Annotated in this window: 18 protein-coding genes; 10 read left to right on the forward strand and 8 right to left on the reverse strand. The window is 76.4% G+C overall.

What is annotated here, in order from left to right; translation table 11 throughout:
• Positions 1 to 62: 62 nt before the first annotated feature.
• The 5 genes from ACIOHG_RS26185 (at position 63) to ACIOHG_RS26205 (ending at position 3,536) form a co-directional block, all read left to right on the forward strand.
• Positions 63 to 569 (forward strand): GNAT family N-acetyltransferase, encoded by a 507-nt coding sequence (locus ACIOHG_RS26185; protein WP_400954052.1) that lies wholly within the window; start codon positions 63 to 65, stop codon positions 567 to 569.
• A 62-nt stretch (positions 570 to 631) separates the two neighbouring features.
• Positions 632 to 1,435: an ATP-grasp domain-containing protein gene (locus ACIOHG_RS26190; RefSeq protein WP_400954053.1), complete on the forward strand. Its 804-nt coding sequence runs from the start codon at positions 632 to 634 to the stop codon at positions 1,433 to 1,435.
• An 88-nt stretch (positions 1,436 to 1,523) separates the two neighbouring features.
• A complete protein-coding gene (locus ACIOHG_RS26195; protein ID WP_400954054.1) occupies positions 1,524 to 1,928 on the forward strand; it encodes a RidA family protein in 405 nt (134 codons plus the stop codon).
• A gap of 163 nt (positions 1,929 to 2,091) precedes the next feature.
• Positions 2,092 to 3,303, forward strand: coding sequence for a cytochrome P450 (locus ACIOHG_RS26200; protein WP_400954055.1), 1,212 nt, complete (start codon positions 2,092 to 2,094; stop codon positions 3,301 to 3,303).
• Positions 3,300 to 3,536, forward strand: coding sequence for a ferredoxin (locus tag ACIOHG_RS26205; protein WP_400954056.1), 237 nt, complete (start codon positions 3,300 to 3,302; stop codon positions 3,534 to 3,536). The genes ACIOHG_RS26200 and ACIOHG_RS26205 overlap by 4 nt, the downstream gene beginning before the upstream one ends.
• A 74-nt stretch (positions 3,537 to 3,610) precedes the next feature.
• On the opposite strand, the gene ACIOHG_RS26210 is transcribed toward ACIOHG_RS26205, so the two are convergent.
• Both ACIOHG_RS26210 and ACIOHG_RS26215 read right to left on the reverse strand, forming a co-directional pair.
• Positions 3,611 to 4,111, reverse strand: coding sequence for a GNAT family N-acetyltransferase (locus tag ACIOHG_RS26210; RefSeq protein ID WP_400954057.1), 501 nt, complete (start codon positions 4,109 to 4,111; stop codon positions 3,611 to 3,613).
• Positions 4,108 to 4,431, reverse strand: a complete 324-nt coding sequence (locus ACIOHG_RS26215; protein ID WP_400954058.1) for a hypothetical protein — start codon at positions 4,429 to 4,431, stop codon at positions 4,108 to 4,110. Before ACIOHG_RS26215 ends, ACIOHG_RS26210 begins: the two co-directional genes overlap by 4 nt.
• Positions 4,432 to 4,634: 203 nt before the next feature.
• Between ACIOHG_RS26215 and ACIOHG_RS26220 the strand changes: the two genes are divergently transcribed.
• Complete coding sequence (locus ACIOHG_RS26220; RefSeq protein WP_400954059.1) at positions 4,635 to 5,162, forward strand: SMI1/KNR4 family protein; 528 nt, start codon at positions 4,635 to 4,637, stop codon at positions 5,160 to 5,162.
• A gap of 110 nt (positions 5,163 to 5,272) precedes the next feature.
• Here the strand turns inward: ACIOHG_RS26220 and ACIOHG_RS26225 are convergent, their stop codons facing one another.
• Positions 5,273 to 6,481, reverse strand: a complete 1,209-nt coding sequence (locus ACIOHG_RS26225) for a sensor histidine kinase (RefSeq protein WP_400954060.1) — start codon at positions 6,479 to 6,481, stop codon at positions 5,273 to 5,275.
• A 441-nt stretch (positions 6,482 to 6,922) separates the two neighbouring features.
• Between ACIOHG_RS26225 and ACIOHG_RS26230 the strand changes: the two genes are divergently transcribed.
• Positions 6,923 to 8,032 carry a helix-turn-helix transcriptional regulator gene (locus tag ACIOHG_RS26230; protein ID WP_400954061.1) on the forward strand — a complete coding sequence of 370 codons (1,110 nt, stop codon included), beginning with the start codon at positions 6,923 to 6,925 and terminating at the stop codon, positions 8,030 to 8,032.
• Here the strand turns inward: ACIOHG_RS26230 and ACIOHG_RS26235 are convergent.
• Positions 8,010 to 8,984, reverse strand: coding sequence for an SDR family oxidoreductase (locus ACIOHG_RS26235; protein ID WP_400954062.1), 975 nt, complete (start codon positions 8,982 to 8,984; stop codon positions 8,010 to 8,012). The genes ACIOHG_RS26230 and ACIOHG_RS26235 overlap by 23 nt on opposite strands.
• Positions 8,985 to 9,166: 182 nt before the next feature.
• Here ACIOHG_RS26235 and ACIOHG_RS26240 point away from each other — a divergent pair, with 182 nt between their 5' ends.
• Both ACIOHG_RS26240 and ACIOHG_RS26245 read left to right on the forward strand, forming a co-directional pair.
• Positions 9,167 to 11,131 (forward strand): prolyl oligopeptidase family serine peptidase, encoded by a 1,965-nt coding sequence (locus ACIOHG_RS26240; RefSeq protein ID WP_400954063.1) that lies wholly within the window; start codon positions 9,167 to 9,169, stop codon positions 11,129 to 11,131.
• 115 nt (positions 11,132 to 11,246) lie between these two features.
• Positions 11,247 to 11,963, forward strand: a complete 717-nt coding sequence (locus ACIOHG_RS26245; RefSeq protein ID WP_400954064.1) for a hypothetical protein — start codon at positions 11,247 to 11,249, stop codon at positions 11,961 to 11,963.
• A gap of 4 nt (positions 11,964 to 11,967) precedes the next feature.
• On the opposite strand, the gene ACIOHG_RS26250 is transcribed toward ACIOHG_RS26245, so the two are convergent.
• A complete protein-coding gene (locus ACIOHG_RS26250; RefSeq protein ID WP_400954065.1) occupies positions 11,968 to 13,029 on the reverse strand; it encodes a LacI family DNA-binding transcriptional regulator in 1,062 nt (353 codons plus the stop codon).
• A 127-nt stretch (positions 13,030 to 13,156) separates the two neighbouring features.
• Entirely contained in the window at positions 13,157 to 13,741 is a 585-nt protein-coding gene (locus ACIOHG_RS26255; RefSeq protein WP_400954066.1) for a hypothetical protein, read from the reverse strand.
• Positions 13,742 to 13,957: 216 nt separating this feature from the next.
• Between ACIOHG_RS26255 and ACIOHG_RS26260 the strand changes: the two genes are divergently transcribed.
• Entirely contained in the window at positions 13,958 to 14,923 is a 966-nt protein-coding gene (locus tag ACIOHG_RS26260) for a glycoside hydrolase family 3 C-terminal domain-containing protein (RefSeq protein WP_400954067.1), read from the forward strand.
• On the opposite strand, the gene ACIOHG_RS26265 is transcribed toward ACIOHG_RS26260, so the two are convergent.
• A complete protein-coding gene (locus tag ACIOHG_RS26265; protein WP_400954068.1) occupies positions 14,901 to 15,401 on the reverse strand; it encodes a peptidylprolyl isomerase in 501 nt (166 codons plus the stop codon). The two genes, ACIOHG_RS26260 and ACIOHG_RS26265, sit on opposite strands and share 23 nt — an antisense overlap.
• A gap of 171 nt (positions 15,402 to 15,572) precedes the next feature.
• Complete coding sequence (locus ACIOHG_RS26270; RefSeq protein WP_400954069.1) at positions 15,573 to 16,799, reverse strand: cytochrome P450; 1,227 nt, start codon at positions 16,797 to 16,799, stop codon at positions 15,573 to 15,575.
• Between the last annotated feature and the right edge of the window lie 4 nt (positions 16,800 to 16,803).

Consider the following 16,803-nt stretch of genomic DNA (forward strand, 5'->3'; position numbering starts at 1 on the left):
CGGGCCCCCCGGAGGACCGCCCGGAGTTGACGTCCGGGCGCGGGACCGGGCTGAATGGGGCCGTGCGCGTGCGTGAGGTCCGACCCGAGGAACTGCCCCTGCTGGCGGAGATCGAGCGGGCGGCGGGGAACGTCTTCCGCGAGGTCGGCATGGACCGGATCGCGGACGACGAGCCGTTCTCGATCGAGGAGTTGACGGCGTACCTGGGGGCCGGGCTGGCCTGGGTGGCGGTGGACGGCGCGGACCGCCCGGTCGGCTACCTGGTCGCCGAGCGGGTCGACGGGGCGCTGCACGTCGAGCAGGTGTCGGTGCACCCGGACGCGGCCCGCCGGGGCGTGGGGCGCTCGCTGATCGAGCACCTCGCGGACCTGGCCCGCGCCGAGGGCGTGCCCGCGCTGACGCTCACCACCTTCGCCGACGTCCCCTGGAACGCCCCGTACTACCGGCGCTGCGGGTTCCGCCCCGTCCCGGAGGCCGAGCTGACGCCGGGGCTGCGCCTGGTCCGGGCCCGGGAGGCGGCCCACGGTCTCGACCGCTGGCCCCGCCTGGTGATGCGCCGCGACCTCTGACGGGCCGTCCGGGGCGGAAACTCCTTCGCCCGCCGCCGCGTTGAAGAGGCATGATCGGCGGTATGAGCACCGACACCGTCCCCGCCACCCTGCTGCTCGCGCCCCGGGTCAACGAGACCGGCCTGCAGTTGCGCACCGCCGCCGGGCGGCGCGGGCTGCGGGCGTTCACGGCGCCGTCCTGGCGGGCGCCGGCGGAGCTGGTGGGCGGGGCGGTGCACCTGTACGGCGGGCCGCTGTTCGCGGACGCGGTCGGCGGGGTGTTCGGGCTGGGCCTGCTGGAGCCGGCCGCGGACTGGCTGGTGGCGCTGCCGCGCGAGCTGACCCGCCGGCGGGTGCGGTTCGGCACGCTCGCCGAGGCCCGGGCGCTGCGTTCGCCGGCCTTCGTGAAGGCCCCGGTGGACAAGCACTTCGCGGCCCGGGTGTACCGGGACGGCGCCGGGCTGCCCGGCCCCGAACTGCTGGACGGGGACACGCCGGTGCTGGTGAGCGAGGTGGTGCGGTTCGCCTCCGAGTTCCGGCTGTTCGTGCTGGACGGCGCGGTCCGGGCGCTCTCCCGGTACGCGGTGGACGGCGACCTGGCGGTGGCCGCTCCGGGGGCGGAGGGCCCGGAGGTGCTGGCGTTCGCCGCCGAGGTGCTGGCGGCGGCCGCGCAGGTCGCGCCGCTGCCGAGCGCGGCGGTGGTCGACATCGGCCGCACCGGGCACGGCTGGGCGGTGGTGGAGGCCAACGCGGCCTGGGCGAGCGGCGGTTACGCCTGCGACCCGGACGCGGTGCTGGACGTGGTGCTGCGCGCCGGCGGCCCGCGCGACCGGCTCGGCGCCGCCGACCTGCCGTTCCTCCGCGAGCTGCCGGCCGTCGAGGGCTGAGCCGCCGGGGGCCGAGCCGCCGTCGAGGGCCGATCCGGCGTCAAAACGGGGTGCGGCGCCCGGTTCCGGCGGGCGAGGATGGGGCACCATGAGCACTTCTCACCTCACCCACATCGCCGAGCCGCCGGGCGTCGCGCCGGGCACCGGCTACACCCAGGTGGTCACCGGCACGGGGCGGCTGGTCCAGGTCTCGGGGCAGGTTGCCTTCGACGCGGAGCGGAGGCTGGTCGGCGCCGGGGATCCGGAGGCGCAGGCCCGCCAGGTCTTCGAGAACCTGCACCGCTGCCTGGCGGCGGCCGGCGCGGACTTCTCGGACGTCGTGAAGCTGACCGTCTTCGTCACCGACATCGCCTTCCTCCCGGCGGTCCGCAAGGCCCGTGACGCGTACGTGGACACCGCCCGCCCGCCGGCGAGTTCGGCCGTGCAGGTGGCGGCGCTGTTCCTGCCGGAGGTGCTGATCGAGATCGAGGCCCTGGCGCTGGTCGCCGAGTAGGCCGCCCCGCGTTCGAACGAACGTCCGCCGGGGGAACGGCTGTTGACATGTCACGGTGGCCGGTTTCCGTCCTACTCGGGAGGGTGCCGGGCCGCATACCGTCGGAGGAGGGACTCCCGGCCGTCGGCGGTCCCGATCCACGGGCGCCCCGCCAGGAGGACGGATGACCACCGACACGCACACCGATGCCCCCGACACGCCCCCGCTGGCGCCGCTGCACTGCATGCTGCGCGCCGAGCCCGGCCCGCCCCGGCTGGCCGCACTGCCGACCGGAACGCCGGTGTGGGTGCTGACCAGGCACGCGGACGTCCGCCAGGCGCTGGCCCACCCGGACCTCGGGCGGGCCGCGCTGTACGCGCCGGACGCGCCGCCGATCACCCTGACGCCGAACATCCTGGACGACCCGTCCTCGATGCTGAACAGCGACGGGCCGGACCACCAGGCGATCCGGCGCACCGTCCAGCGCGCTTTCACGCCACGTGCGATCGAGCGCTGGCGGCCGTGGGTGGACGGCGTGGTCCGGGAGCTGGTGGACGACCTGGCCGGGTCCGGCTCGCCCGCCGAGGTGATCGGGGCGCTCACCAAGCCGCTGCCGGTGCGGGTGATCAGCCGGCTGATGGAGCTGGAGGGCCTGGACGTCGAGCGGATCAGCTGGTGGAGCGACCACGCGCTGTCGACCACGGCCTACACCGCCGAGGAGGTCGGGGCGGCGCTGCGCGAGTTCGGCGCCTTCGGGTACCAGCTGGTGCAGGCCCGGCGGAAGAACCCGGGCGAGGACCTGGTGAGTTCGCTGGTGCAGGCCGCCGACCAGACCGGCGGCGTGACGGAGGAGCAGCTCACCTCGCTCACGATCGGGCTGGTGATCGCCGGCCACGAGACCACCATGACCAGCTTCGGCAACGCCCTGGTGTACCTGCTCGACCCGCAGCACGACGCGGCCTGGCGGCGGATCGGCACGGACCTGTCGGCGGCCACCGCCGCGACCGAGCAACTGCTGCGGACCGTCCCGCTCGGCGACCGGACCAGCGGTCCCGGCGCGCTGCGCCGGGCCACCGCGGACCTGGAGATCGGCGGGGTGACCATCCCGGCGGGCGCGGTCGTCGCCGCCGACATGATCACCGCCAACGCCGATCCGGAGGTCTACCCGCCGGGCCCGCTCGACCTGTTCGCGCCGCTCGGCACCCCGTCGCTGACCTTCGGCGCGGGCCCGCACCACTGCCTGGGCGCCTGGCTGGCCCGGATGGAGCTCGAACTCGGCCTGCACCACCTGGCCCGGGTGCTGCCGGGGCTCCGGCTGGCCGCCCCGGTCGAGGAGATCGAGTGGCGCACCGGCCTGGTCACCCGCAGCCCGCAGCGCCTGGAGGTGGCCTGGTGACGGACGCGCCCCGCCTGGTGGTGACGGTCGACCAGGGCCGCTGCATCGGCAGCGGCCTGTGCGCCCGCACCGCCCCGGCCGATCTGCTGCTCGCCGCCAACGGCCGTGCCGCGCCCGCCCGTTCGCAGACCGGCCCGTCCGAGGAGCTGACCGAGGCCGCCGAGCTGTGCCCGGTCGAGGCGATCGCCGTCCGCGACGCCGCCACCGGCGCGCTGGTCGCCCCGGTCTGGTAGGCCCGGTCTGGTAGGTCCGGTCTGGTAGGCCCGCGCCGAACGGTACCGCCCCGCGAGGTCCGCGCGGGGCGGGTCTACCGCTGCAGTTCCTTGCGCATCAGCACGCACACCGTCTCGTACCGCCGCAGCGTGCCGTCCTCGGCCTCGACGTCCCAGCCGTCGGGCGCGTGGCCGTACGCCCGGTAGCCGAGGCGTTCGTAGAGGGCGCGGGCGCGCGGGTTGTCCTCCTCGACGCCGAGTTCGGCGCGGGTGAGGCCGCGGGCGGCGATCCGCCGTTCGGCGGCGCGGATCAGCAGGGTGCCGATGCCGCAGGACCGCAGCGCGGGGTGGACGCCGAGCTGCCAGAGCGTGCCGGCGCCGGGCGCGGGGGCGTAGTCCACTCCCCCGAGCGCGACGGGGTGCCCGGTCGGCGTGCACACCGCGAGGTAGTCGATCTCCCCGGCCGCGGCCCGGCGGGCCTGCCCCGTCAACTCCCGCACGTGCTTGGGCGATCCGGCCCAGCCGCAGAACGGGACGTCCGCCTCGGTGAGGTCACGGACCGTCAGGGCCAGCCGGACCTCGGCCGCCCCGCTCACCCCCGCTCCCCGACGGCGGGGAGCCGGAGCCGGAACGACGGGCCCTGGGCGGTCGGCGTCCAGCCCCGCGCCCGGGCGGCCCGGATGCCCGCGGCGACCTCGCCCGGCAGGATCGGCTCGGCGGCCTCCGGGGACGGCTCGTGCACCAGCGGGCGGCCGGTCTCCACCACCAGGGTCGCCCCGGGGGCGGCGGCGTCCTCCACCGCGTAGCCGAGGGTGGTGGCCTCGTAGGAGCAGCACCAGTGCCGGCTGCTGACCCGCCAGCGGTACCCGGCCCCGTCCACCACGATCCGCCGCGAGCCCTTCTTCGGCAGCGCCATGTGCCCCGTCCTCCCCTGTCCTCCCCCGTGCTCCGCCCGTACGCCGCCAGTCTCCTGCCGGGGGCGGGGCGTTGTCACCGGGAATTCGGCCGGGGAAGCGGGGGCGGTCCTCGACCGGGTCGGTCTCCCGGTCGGTCTCCCGGTCGGTGTGCCGGACCGGGGTGTCGGGGCGGGGTGTCGGGGCGGGGCCGTAGCCTGTGGGCATGCAGAGCGACGAGACGCGGGCGTTCCCCGCGGCCCTGGCGGCCGCGCTGGCCGACGAGTTCCCGTACCTGGACGGCGACGGGGTCGACCTGGAGGCGTTCGACGCCTTCCTGTCGGCGGAGGAGACCACCGACTGGCTGCGGTCCTGGACGGGCAACGAGGAGCTGACCGGCGACGTGTTCCGGGTCTTCGCCCAGGACGGGACGGGCGGGTACGCCGCGCTCTGGCTGGTGCGCGAGGGGCGGGAGGTGGCGGAGCAGCCGGTGGTGTTCCTCGGCTCGGAGGGCGAGACCGCCGTCGTCGCCCGGGACCTGCCCGACTTCCTCTGGCTGCTCGCGGCGGGCCTCGGCCCGGCCGAGCTCACCCTGGGCCTGCGCGACCCCGAGGACGTCCGCCCGGACGCCCTGCGCACCGCCGTCGCCGAACGCCACGCCCCGGACCGCCGCCGCCCGGCCGCCGAGCTCGTCGCCGACGCGGCCCGCGAGTTCCCCGGCTTCGCGGGGACCGTCGAGGAGTGGTGCCGCTAGGCATGCCCTTTCGGGTCGGGTACGGGCGGCCGGGGTCAGGGGCTTCGGGTCCGGTCGGCCGTTGCCGACCTGCCGCTCCGGGACGTGCTGTCGACCGGACTGCGGTCCGATCAGGCCGCCAGCGGGAGGGCGGCCGACAGCACCGTGCCCTCGCCGGGCGCCGACTCCACGGTCAGCGTGCCGCCGAGCCGGGAGGCCCGGGTGCGGATGGCCGGCAGCCCGTGGCCTCGCACCCCGCCGTCCGGACGGACGGCGGTCGGGTCGAAGCCCCGGCCGTCGTCGGCGACGTCGAGGACCACTTGCTCGTCGAGGTAGGTCAGGGTGAGCACGGCGGTACGGGCGTCCGCGTGCTCCCGCACGTTCGCCAGCGCGCCCTGCGCGATCCGCAGCAGCGCCGACTGGACCCGCTCGGGCAGGGGGTGGGCCGGAACGCCCTCGATGTGGCAGCGGACCGTCAGCCCGGCGGCGGACTCCCGGCGGGCCAGGGTGCGCAGCGCCTCGTCCAGGCCGCCGCCCCCGGCAAGGTCCGCGGGGGCGAGATCGTGGACGAAGCGGCGGGCCTCGGTGAGGTTGTGGTCGGCGATCGCACCGGCCGCGCGCACGTGCCGGTGCGCCGTCTCCGGGTCCGACCGCCAGGTGCGGTCGGCGGCCTGGAGCAGCATCCGCTGGCTGGACAGGCCCTGCGCGAGGGTGTCGTGGATCTCCATGGAGAGTCGCTGCCGCTCGGCGAGGGTGCCCTCGCGGCGCTCGGTCGCGGCGAGTTCGCGCCGGGTGCGGACCAGGTCCGCGACCAGTTCGCGCTGCCGCGCGGTCTGCTGGTCCATGCGGACGAAGACGGCGACGCAGATCGCGGCGACGGCGGGCGGGGCGAGCAGGACGTCGAACTCGAAGCGGCCGGCCAGCCGCAGCTGCGCGGTGACCGACACCGCCGTGAGCAGGCCGATGCAGCAGGCCGCGGCCGGCGGGCGCAGATTGCGCAGCGCCAGGTAGAAGAGGGGGATCGAGCACCAGGCGAAGCTCGGGGCGAGGAACACGACCGCGATCCAGACCGCCGAGCAGGCACCCAGCCAGAGGTACCGGCGGGTGCGGTCGGTGGCGGGCGCCGGCTCGACCGCGTACAGCACCGCCAGGGCGGCGGTGAGCGCGACCACCCAGGGCGCGGTCCCGCCGGTGTGCCGCATCAGGAAGCGGGCCAGCGAGGAGCCGAGCAGCAGGAGGAAACCCACGCGGAGCAGGGTCCGGAACCAGCGGGCCTCGTCGTCCGGCGCCCTGGTGTCCCGCTCCGGGCCCGCCGCCTGCGTACCGCCCCACCGTCCCATGCCGTGCCGCACCTCTCCGCCCGCCGATCTGGATGAACAGGACAAACCTCTCATATCAGCAGTATGGGGCGGGTCCCGGGCGGACCGGCCCGCTCCGCGACGGCGGCCTCGACTGCCCCGAACCGGACCTCCGCGGGGCGGGGACGGTGTTCCGGTGCCCGTCCGACCGGACGTCCGGGGCGACGACAGGCCCCAGCGGCGCCACGCCTCGACGGTCTCCGCGAAGCCGGAGAACCTGCGGGCCGCGTCGGCGACGACCCCGACGGCCGGGACGCGCTGCGGCTACACCCCCGGCGCCCGCCCCCGGCGCCTGACGCCGACGCCGCCTGCGGCCCCGCGGTGGCCGGTGCGTGCTCTCGGTGTGCCGGGAGCCGTGGGGTGGGCGGGCCCGAAGACGGGCCCTGGGCGCGGGGCGGGGTGCGGATCGGGGATGCTGGGGCGATGCGTGCTGCCCGGTTGATTCGTATGGCGCTCCTGCTGCAGTCGGCTCCAGGGCTGACGGCGGCCGAGGTGGGGCGGGAGCTGGGGGTGTCCGGGCGGACGGTGATCCGGGACGTGCAGGCGCTCCAGGAGGCCGGGGTGCCGGTGGTGGCGGAGCGGGGGCGGGGCGGAGGCTACCGGCTCGCGGCCGGGTACCGGACCAGGCTGACCACGCTGCACCCCGGCGAGGCCGAGACGCTGTACCTGTCCGGGCTGCCGGGCGCGCTGCGCGACCTCGGGCTCTCGGACGCGGCCGACACCGCCCGGTTGAAGCTGTCCGCCACGCTGCTGCCCTCGCTGCGGGCGGCCGCCGAGTCCTCGGTGCGGCGCTTCCACCTGGACGCGCCGGCCTGGTTCCGCGAACCGTCCGCGCCCGAGCTGCTGCCGGAGCTGGCCCGGGCCGTCCGGGCGGACCTGGCGGTCGAGTTGGCCTACGCCCGCCCGGGCCGCGAGCCGGGACCGGCCCGCCGGGTGGAGCCGTACGGGCTGGTGCTGAAGGCGGGCGTCTGGTACCTGGTGGGCCGGGTGGGCGGTGCCCCGGGCGGCACGGGCGATGCCGGGGGCGGCACGGGCGAGGGCGCGGGCGGCGCGTTCCGCAGCTACCGCGCGGACCGGATCACCGTGCTGCGCACGCTCCCCGACGGACCGTTCACCCGGGACCCGGCCTTCGAGCTGGCCGCGTACTGGCAGGAGCAGCGGGCCCGGTTCGCGCTCTCCCTGCTACGCGCCGCCGTGACGGTGCGGCTGTCCCCGGAGGGTGCGCGCCGGCTGCCCGAGGTCACCGACCGGGCGGCGGCGGAGCGGGCGCTGGCCGCCGCCCCGCCGCCGGACGGGACCGGCCGGGTCACCCTCGAACTGGCCGTGGAGTCGGAGGAGATCGCGTTCGCCGAGTTGACCGCGCTGGGCGCGGAGGCCGAGGTGCTGGCCCCGCCCGCGCTGCGCGCCCGTTTCGCCCGGCGGGCCCGGGCTCTCGCCGCGCTGTACGGCGACGCACCGGAGGGCGGCGACGAACCGGAGGGCCCGGACCCCGTCGGACCTCAGCCGGACCTCAGCGGTAGTCCTCGACCCTGACCTCCTCCCCCGACCCGGCAGCCGCTTCGAGCGCGTCGAAGTACGCCCAGGCGTCCGGGCGGCTGCCGTCGGTGTCGGTGAGGCCGTAGACCCGGGCGAGTTCGGCGCTGGAGGTGGACTTCCGGTTCCAGCGCTCGGCCCGGTCCGGGTCGGCGGCCAGCGCGGCGACCCCGCGGGCGAGGTACTGCGGGGACTCGGCGACGGCGAAGGTCGGTTCGACGGCGATGACGTCCCGCCAGGTCTCCTCGGTGGCGCCGAAGTGGGTGAGCATCTGTTCGGAGCGCAGGAAGCCCGGCGTGACGGACACCGCCGCGCCGCCGTACTCGGCCAGTTCCTGGCCCAGCCCGTAGGCCATCCGGATCGGGGCGTTCTTGGCCAGGTCGTAGTACAGGTTCTCCCGGTAGCGGCGGTTGTAGGCGGCCGTGCCGTCGGTGACCTCCACCAGCAGCGGCGCGGCGGAGCGCACCAGCAGGGGCAGGCCGAGCGCCGCCGTGATCACGTGCGAGCGGACGCCGAGTTCCAGCATCCGCAGGCCGTCGGCGAGCGGCGTCTCCCAGCTCTTCTTCCCGAAGATCGACCCGGCCGTCAGGTGCTCGGCGCCCCACAGGTCGTTGACCAGGACGTCGAGGTGCCCGTGCTCCTGCTCGATCCGCCGGAACAGCGCCCGGACCTGCTCCTCGTCCAGGTGGTCGGTGGGCACCGCGATGCCCGTCCCACCGGCCGCCGTCACCAGTTCGCCGGTCTGCTCGATCGTCTCGCTCGCCCGGCCGACCTCGCTCAGCCGCTCGCGGGTGGTCCGCCCGGTCACGTAGACCGTCGCCCCGGCCCGGCCCAGTTCGACCGCCAGGGCCCGGCCCGCGCCCCGGGTCGCGCCCGCGACCAGGGTGATCCGGCCCGCGAGCGGGCGGGCGGGGCGGCTGTCGCGGGGCGGGGTGTGGTTCGTGTTCTCCATGCCTTCCACGATCGGCGCCAAAGGTGACAGAATCCGTCACCTTTTCTTTCTTCACGACACGTCCACACGTCCACACGTCCGGGGGCACCGGGGCGGTCCCGGATCGGAGGATTTCCCGGCGGCCGACCTGACGATCCGACAGGATGTGTGCCCACCGTCCCGCCGCACGAGAGGCCACCCGCATGTCGCACCCCGCCCCCGAGCCGACCGCCGAACTGGTGGTGGACGCGGCCGCCGCCGTGGCACCCGCGCTCTCCCCGGACGGCCGGCTGGTGGCGTACGGGGTGGTGGGGCACGGCGGCCGGCCCGGGCGTCCGTACGGGGCGGTGTGGGTGGTGGCGGCCGACGGCGGTTCGGCCCCGCGCCGGCTGGCCGACGGGGCCTCCCTCGACCTCGCGCCGAAGTGGGGACCGGACTCGGCGACGCTGTTCTTCGGCACCGAGGCCCCGGACCGCAGCGCCGTCCAGCTCGCCCGGATCGGCCTGGACGGCGGCCCCGACGGCGGCCCGGACGGCGGCGCGGACGGCGGCCCGGCGGAGCAGTTGACGGACCGGCAGGGCGGCGTCCGCGACCACTGGCCGCTGCTCGACGGCCGCACCGTGGCGCTGCTCGCCGAGGACGAACCCACTGCCGAGGACGTGCGCCGGGCGGCCGAGGGCGACGACGCGACGGTCTGGGGGCGGCACCTGCCTCCGGCCCGGCTGCGGCTGCTCGACCTGGGGACGGGCGGGCTGCGCACCGTGGACGGGCTCGGCGACCGGCACGTGGTGGAGCTGGCCCAGCGTCCGGACGGCGGTCCGCTGGCGGTGCTGAGCCGGTCCACCGCCGAGCTGGACCCGGGCGTGCTGACGGCGCGGCTGCACCTGGTCGACCCGGTCTCGGCGGCGGTCCGGGAGCTGGGGCCGGTCGGGGTGGAGGCGCACTCCCCGGTCTGGTGGGAGGACGGGGGAACCTGGCACCTGGCCCACCTGGAGGTGACGCCCCCTCAGCTGGTCGGCGGGCTCGCCGTGCTGGACACCGTGGTGCCGGAGCGCGGCCCGGCCGCCGGGCACCGCAACCTCACCGCCGGGCTGCCGGTCTGCCCGGCCGAGCTGGCGCAGGTCGCGGACGGGCCGCCGCTGGCGCTGTTCGCCGAGGGGCTGGACACCGCGCTGCACCGGCTGGACCCGCGGTCGCTGCGCTTCCACCGGCTGTCGCGCTCCCCCGGCCTGCTCGCGGGGCTCACCGCGAGCCGTTCGGGTGCGACGGTCGCCCTGCTGGCGAGCACGGCGTACGAGCCCAAGGACGTCCACGCGGGGCCGCCGGGCGGGGAGTTGGCCCGGCTCGCCGACACCGCGCCGGAGCTGCGCGCCGTCCGCTGGGGCGTCCAGGAGCGCCTGGCGTACCGGGCCCGGGACGGGCTCGGGCTGGACGGCCTGCTGATCCGGCCGGCCGGGCGGGGCCCGGCGGACGGGCCGTTCCCGCTGGTCACCGTCCTGCACGGCGGGCCGTACGGCCGCTGCGCCGACGAGTTCGCGCTCAACCCGGTGGACTGCGGCCAGTGGCTGGCGACCGCCGGGTACGCGGTCTTCCTGCCCAACCCCCGGGGCGGGTCGGGGCACGGCCACGCCTTCGCCGCGACGGCCGCGGGCGCGGTCGGCGGCGACGAGTGGCAGGACGTTCTGGACGGGATCGACCTGCTGGTGTCCCGGGGCGTCGCCGACCCCGGGCGGCTGGGCGTCTCCGGCTGGAGCCACGGCGGTTTCCTGGCGGCCTGGGCGGTCGCCCGCAGCGACCGGTTCCGGGCCGCCGTGATGGGCGCGGGCATCAGCGACTGGGGGATGCAGGCCGGCACGGGCGACTGGGGCCGCCTGGACGCCGAACTCGGCGGCAGCACCGGCTGGGACGGCCCGGGTCCGCACCGCCACGACCGGAACAGCCCGATCTCCTACGCCGCCGCGATCCGCACCCCGGTGCTGCTCCTGCACGGCGAGCAGGACACCAACGTCCCGCTCGGCCAGGCGGTCCACTTCGCCCGCGCGCTGCGCCACTTCGGCGTCGACCACGAACTCGTCGTCTACCCCCGCGAGGGCCACGGCCTGTTCGAGCGCGCCCACCGCCTCGACGCCCTGCACCGCCTCCGCGCCTGGTTCGCCCGCCACCTCTGACGCCGCGTCGGTACAACGATTGCGTTGCGGGCCACCGGATTTCGTCCGTGTTCGCACGGCTCGTCCGCAAGCGTCCGGTGGCCCGGGCCGGAGCGCCGTCGCTAGGGTGCCGCGCATGTCGATGACACTGACCACCGCTTCCGGGGCGTACCAGGCCGGCCGGTCCTTCTGGATGCTCCTGGAGGTGGTCGCCGGAGTGGCGGTGGGCTGGGCGGTCACCCGCAGGTGGCGCAACCCGACGGCGGCAATGCCCGCCGACCTGCCCCGGGTGAACGCGCTGCGCGCTCGGCGGCGACTGCTGTCGATCGGGGCGACGGTCGCGGCGGTCGCCCTGTTCGGGGGCTGGTACGCGGTGCTCGGTGGGGGCCTGCGGCACCCGACGGCGACGGGCCCGGCCTACCGGACCTTCCAGCCGCCGGAGGCGGTCGGCGACTACCACCTGATGAAGGGCGCGGCGGCCGCGGAGCTGCAGGCGCGGCTGGCGCCGGGCGGGGATCCGCACGAGGAGCACTGGTTCTACTCCTCCGCCGCAGAGCCCGAGCGGGTGACGCTGATGCTGTCCGCGAACGCCGATTACTCGCACCCGGAGCGGAACCCGGCCTCCAAGGAGTGGCTGGAGGACTACGGCGGTGCTGCGGGGATGCGGGACGGCACGCCGTTCGACGCCGGTCCGCTCGGCGGGACGCTGCGCTGCGGGCACCTCGGAACGACGGGGACGCTGTGCCGCTGGGCGGACCGGAACGTGCGCGCCGGCGTCATGCTGGCGGACGGCGGCGACCTCGCGGAGGCGGCGGCGCTCACCCTCCGGTTCCGGACCGCCGGCGAGCGGTGACCGGTCAGGCGGACTGGCGCTCGATCAGGACGGGTTCGAACAGGACGGTGGTGGCGGCCCGGGCGGGGCGGGCGAGGTGGTCGAGCAGGATGCGGGTCAGCTCGGCGGCCATCTCCTCGACGGGTTGGCGGACGGTGGTGAGGTGGGGGCGGCCGGCCAGGGCGGCGGAGGAGTCGTCGAAGCCGATCACCGCGACGTCCTCGGGGATGCGGCGGCCGTGCTCGGCGAGGACTGCCAGGGCGCCCTGGGCCATCAGGTCGTTGGCGGCGAAGACGCCGTCCAGGTCGGGGTAGCGGCGGAGCAGCGAGGCCATCGCGCGCTCCCCGTCCTCGCGGGTGAAGTCGCCCTCGACGTGCGGGAGTTGGTGGATCTCGTGGTCGGCCATCGCCTCCCGGAAGCCGGACAGCCGGTCGCGGGCGGCGCGGACGCCGAGCGGGCCGGAGATCGCGGCGACCCGGCGGCGGCCGCGGGCCAGCAGGTGGGCGGCGGCGAGCCGGCCGCCCTCGCGGTTGTCGAGGTCGACGCAGGAGAGCGAGAGCGGCGTCGGGGGGCGGCCGAACAGGACGGTGGGGATGCCCGCGGCGAGCAGGTGGGCGGGCAGCGGGTCGCGGCTGTGGGTGGAGACCACCATCGCGCCGTCGGCGTTGCCCTGCCGCAGGTAGCCGAGCGCCTTGTCGCGGGCGTCGGGGCTGTCGGCGAGCATCAGCACGGGGTGCAGGTCGAGCGGGCGCAGGCCGGTGAAGACGCCGCTGACGACCCGTCCGAAGAACGGGTCGGCGAAGATCTCGGCGCCGACGTGGTGGTCGGGGCCCTCGGCGGCGTCGCTGCCGGAGATGACCAGGGCGAGCGCGCCGGTGCGGCGGGTGACCAGCGAGCGGGCGGCGCTGTTGGGCACGTACCCGGTGCGGGTGATGGCCTGGCGGACGGCGTCCTGGATGGCCGGGTCGACGTTGCGGACGCCGTTGATGACGCGGGAGACGGTGGCCCGGGAGACGCCCGCGACCCGGGCCACGTCCTCCAGGGTGGTGGAGCGGTTGGCGGCCGGCTTGAGGGCTTCGCTGCTCATGGACCTCTTTATAGCACGCTCGGAGAGCGCTCTCCCAGTGGATTCCAAGGCCGGTCCGGGGGTGGCCCGCAGGCCGGTCCGGGGGCCGGTCCGACGGCGCTCGCCGGGCCGCCCGCGCCGTCCGGCGTCAGGAGTGCTCCTGCCAGCAGACCATCACGGTGGTCGCGGTCATCACGGCGGCGTCGGCCCGGCTGCGCGGCGGGTTGCCGAAGGTCTCGGGGAGCCGGGCGACGTCGACGGTGAGCACGAAGGCGTCCTTGCGGACCACGGTGGTGCCGTCGGCGCGCCGGTACGCGGCCTGGCCGAGGCCGCCCAGGTCGGTGACGGCGCCGGCGCTGCCGCGCAGGCCCTCGTACTGGGCGGTGGCGGTGGCGAGGTCGGGCAGTTCCTTGACCGAGAGCGTCATGGTGCCGGTGGCGTACCGGTAGTCGCAGCTGTAGACGTGCGCGACCCAGGTGGGGGCGAGGGGTTGGGCGATGTCGGTGCCGAGCGCCCCGGCCAGCTCCTGCCGGAAGTAGGGGTTGCAGATCATCGAGGCGGCGTCCGAGGGGCGGTCGGGCGGGGTGGCGGGCGCGGAGCGCGGGGCGGGAACCGAGGGAGCGGCCGACGGCGGTGCGGCGGCCGGGGCGGCGCAGCCCGTGACGGCCAGCGCGGCCAGGGCGGCGAGCAGCAGGCGCAGTGGGGGGCGCGCGGGGCCGGGTCGGTTCCTCATCGGTGGTCCTCCGGGTGTGGGGGGTGCGGACCGGCCCCGCCGCCGGGTGGGGCCGGGCGGCGGGGCCGGGGTTCGCGGCCAGTGTCACGGCAGGCGGCCACGGCCCGTCAAGGGGCGGCGGGGCGCGGGGTGTTGCCGCCGAGCGCCTTGCGGTACGGTCAGCGCCCAGTCGCGGGCGTGCAGTCCGGCGGGGTCGCAGCGACGGCGGAGCACTACGTGGCGAACGACTCGGAGACCGGGCGGCCGACGGTGGGCGTCCGGGTGGACGGGCGGACGCTGCGCGAGGTGTACCTGGCCCCGTTCGAGGCGGCGGTGCGGGCGGGAGTGTGGGCGGTGGAGCCGGCCCGGGCGGCGGACGTGGCGGTGGTGGTCGGCACCACGGACGAGCACGAGAGCGAGGGCTTCGACCGCTCGGGGCTGGAACTGCCGGGCGGGCAGGACGCGTTGGTGGCGGCGGTCGCGGCGGCCAATCCGCGCACGGTGGTGGTGGTGAACGCCGGGAGCCCGGTGCTGCTGCCCTGGCGGGAGCGGGTCGGCGCGGTGCTGACCTGCTGGTTCCCGGGGCAGGAGGGCGGGCACGCGCTGGCGGACGTGCTGCTGGGCCGGGTCGAGCCGGGCGGGCGGCTGCCCACCACCTGGCCGGACGCGGCGGCGGACTGCCCGGTGTACTCGACCGTCCCGGCGGGCGGGCGGCTGGAGTACGCCGAGGGCCTGCACCTGGGGCACCGGGGCTGGCTGCGCTCGGGGCGCGTGCCCGCGTACTGGTTCGGGCACGGGCTGGGCTGGGGCGAGTGGCGCTACCTGGCGCTGGACGCCGATCCGGCGCCGGGCCCGGACGGCTCGTGGGCGGTGCGGGTGGGGCTGCGCAACGACGGGGTGCGGCGCTCCCGGGAGACGGTGCAGCTGTACCTGTCCCGGCCGTCCTCGGCGGTGGAGCGGCCGGTGCGCCGGCTGGCCGGGTTCGGCCGGGTGGAGGCCGGTCCGGGCGAGCGGGTGGGCGTCGAACTGCGGCTGCCCGCGCGGGCGTTCGAGCACTGGTCGGTGGCGGAGCGGGCCTGGCGGACCGAGCCGGGGGCGTTCACGGTGCTGGCGGGCCCGCACGCCGGGGAGCTGCCGCTGACGGCGGTGCTCCGGCCCGGCGCACGGGCCCGGGCCGCTGCTACTCCACCACCTCGGCGCTGATCAGCACCACGTCCTCCTTGGGGACGTCCGCGTGGCCCTGGTGCGAGCCGGTGCGCACCGACTTGATGGCGTCGACGACGTCCTGGCCCTCGACCACCTCGCCGAACACGGCGTAGCCCCAGCCCTGCGGGTTCTTGCCGCTGTGGTCGAGGAAGGCGTTGTCGGCGACGTTGACGAAGAACTGCGCGGTCGCCGAGTGCGGGTCCGAGGTGCGGGCCATCGCCACGGTGTACTTGGTGTTCTTCAGGCCGTTGTCGGCCTCGTTCTGGATCGGCGCGCGGGTCTCCTTGCGCTTGAGGCCGGGCTCCATGCCGCCGCCCTGCACCATGAAGCCGTCGATGACGCGGTGGAAGACCGTCCCGTCGTAGAAGCCGTCGGTGACGTACTGCAGGAAGTTCTGCACCGTGGCCGGGGCCTTCTCGGCGTCCAGGCGGATCACGATGTCGCCGTGATTGGTGCTCAGCTTGACCTTGGACATGGCAACCTCACTGGGGGTCGGGACCGCGCGCGGCGCGGTACGCGAGTACTCAGGTAAAAAGATCGCCGCCCATTCTCGCAGCCCGGCGCCCCCGCCCCGCACCACGCCACCCCGGAGCGGCCCCGATCCCGGGCCCGGCCGGAGGGGGGTGGCGGGACTGCGCGGCCGGGCTCAGTCGGTCGTGGTGGGGGTGAAGGCGACCTGGAGGGTGGTCAGGCCGCGGAAGTTGAGGCTGGGCTGCCAGGTGGGGGTGGGGCCGTCGAGGCGCCAGTCGGGGAGGCGGGTGAGCAGGGCCTCGAGGGCGATGGTGCCCTCCAGGCGGGCCAGGGCCGCGCCGAGGCAGAAGTGCGGGCCGTGCCCGAAGGCGACGTGGCGGCCGGCGGGGCGGTGGAAGTCGAGCCGGTCGGGGTCGGGGAAGACCGCCGGGTCGCGGTTGGCGGCGCCGCAGACCAGCAGGACGGCCTGTCCGGCGGTGATCCGGCGCCCCGCGAGGTCGAGGTCGTGGCGGGCCCGGCGCAGCATCAGCTGCACGGGGCTGTCGTAGCGCAGGAGTTCCTCGACGGCGGCGGGTATCAGGTCCGGCCGGGCGCGCAGTTCGTCGGCGGCCCGCGGGTGCCGGAGCAGGGCGAGGGCGGCGTTGCCGATGAAGTGGGTGGTGGTCTCGTGGCCGGCGATCAGCAGCAGGGCGCAGTTGGCGAGGAGTTCGTCGAGGTCCTGGTCGGCGTCCTCGGTGCCGGCGGCGAGCAGCGCGCGCAGCGTGTGGGGGGCGGGGCGGTCGTCCGGGCGGGTGAGGAGTTCCCGGAGGTGGTCGAGCATCTGCGCCATGGCGCGCGAGGCGGCCGCGCTCTCCTCGGCGTCCAGCCGGGAGCTGCCGATCGCGGCGGCGACCGGGTCGGACCAGGCGGACAGGGTGGCCCGGTCCTGTTCGGGGACGCCGAGGAGGTCGCAGATGACGGCCAGCGGCAGCGGGCGGGCCAGGTCGGCGACGACGTCGATCCGGCCGGTGGGGGCGGCGCGGGCGAGGACGCGGTCGACCGCGTCGGTGATCCGTCCGCTCAGCGCCGCCACCGAGCGGGGGGTGAAGGCCCGGCTGAGCAGGGCCCGCAGCCGGGTGTGGTCGGGGGCGTCGCTGTAGAGCATCTGCCGGCTCAGGACCGTTGCCAGCGGCCGGAGTTCTTCGGACACCGCCTCGATGTCGGGGTAGCGCACCGAGGAGAACCGCGGGTCGCTCGCCGTGCCGCTGACCACCTCGTGGCCGGTGGCGACCCAGGCGTTCAGGGTGCGGTCCCAGCAGAGTTCGTCGGTGTCCCGGAGGTCCCGGTAGAAGTCGTAGAGCCGGTCCTGGTTCTGCGGCCGGAGGGCGGCGAGCAGCGACGTCGGCCTGGTGTGGGCGATCACCGCC

Origin of the sequence: Kitasatospora sp. NPDC088134, assembly GCF_044741705.1 — a bacterium.
In the GTDB taxonomy this organism is placed as follows: domain Bacteria; phylum Actinomycetota; class Actinomycetes; order Streptomycetales; family Streptomycetaceae; genus Kitasatospora.

What these genes read in the sequence shown, in the direction of transcription:
- ACIOHG_RS26190 (WP_400954053.1), top strand. Translation starts at nt 632, where the DNA reads ATGAGCACCGACACCGTCCCCGCCACCCTGCTGCTCGCGCCCCGGGTC.
- ACIOHG_RS26195 (WP_400954054.1), top strand. Translation starts at nt 1,524, where the DNA reads ATGAGCACTTCTCACCTCACCCACATCGCCGAGCCGCCGGGCGTCGCG.
- ACIOHG_RS26200 (WP_400954055.1), top strand. Translation starts at nt 2,092, where the DNA reads ATGACCACCGACACGCACACCGATGCCCCCGACACGCCCCCGCTGGCG.
- ACIOHG_RS26215 (WP_400954058.1), bottom strand. Translation starts at nt 4,431, where the DNA reads ATGGCGCTGCCGAAGAAGGGCTCGCGGCGGATCGTGGTGGACGGGGCC.
- ACIOHG_RS26220 (WP_400954059.1), top strand. Translation starts at nt 4,635, where the DNA reads ATGCAGAGCGACGAGACGCGGGCGTTCCCCGCGGCCCTGGCGGCCGCG.
- ACIOHG_RS26225 (WP_400954060.1), bottom strand. Translation starts at nt 6,481, where the DNA reads ATGGGACGGTGGGGCGGTACGCAGGCGGCGGGCCCGGAGCGGGACACC.
- ACIOHG_RS26230 (WP_400954061.1), top strand. Translation starts at nt 6,923, where the DNA reads ATGCGTGCTGCCCGGTTGATTCGTATGGCGCTCCTGCTGCAGTCGGCT.
- ACIOHG_RS26235 (WP_400954062.1), bottom strand. Translation starts at nt 8,984, where the DNA reads ATGGAGAACACGAACCACACCCCGCCCCGCGACAGCCGCCCCGCCCGC.
- ACIOHG_RS26240 (WP_400954063.1), top strand. Translation starts at nt 9,167, where the DNA reads ATGTCGCACCCCGCCCCCGAGCCGACCGCCGAACTGGTGGTGGACGCG.
- ACIOHG_RS26245 (WP_400954064.1), top strand. Translation starts at nt 11,247, where the DNA reads ATGTCGATGACACTGACCACCGCTTCCGGGGCGTACCAGGCCGGCCGG.
- ACIOHG_RS26250 (WP_400954065.1), bottom strand. Translation starts at nt 13,029, where the DNA reads ATGAGCAGCGAAGCCCTCAAGCCGGCCGCCAACCGCTCCACCACCCTG.
- ACIOHG_RS26255 (WP_400954066.1), bottom strand. Translation starts at nt 13,741, where the DNA reads ATGAGGAACCGACCCGGCCCCGCGCGCCCCCCACTGCGCCTGCTGCTC.
- ACIOHG_RS26265 (WP_400954068.1), bottom strand. Translation starts at nt 15,401, where the DNA reads ATGTCCAAGGTCAAGCTGAGCACCAATCACGGCGACATCGTGATCCGC.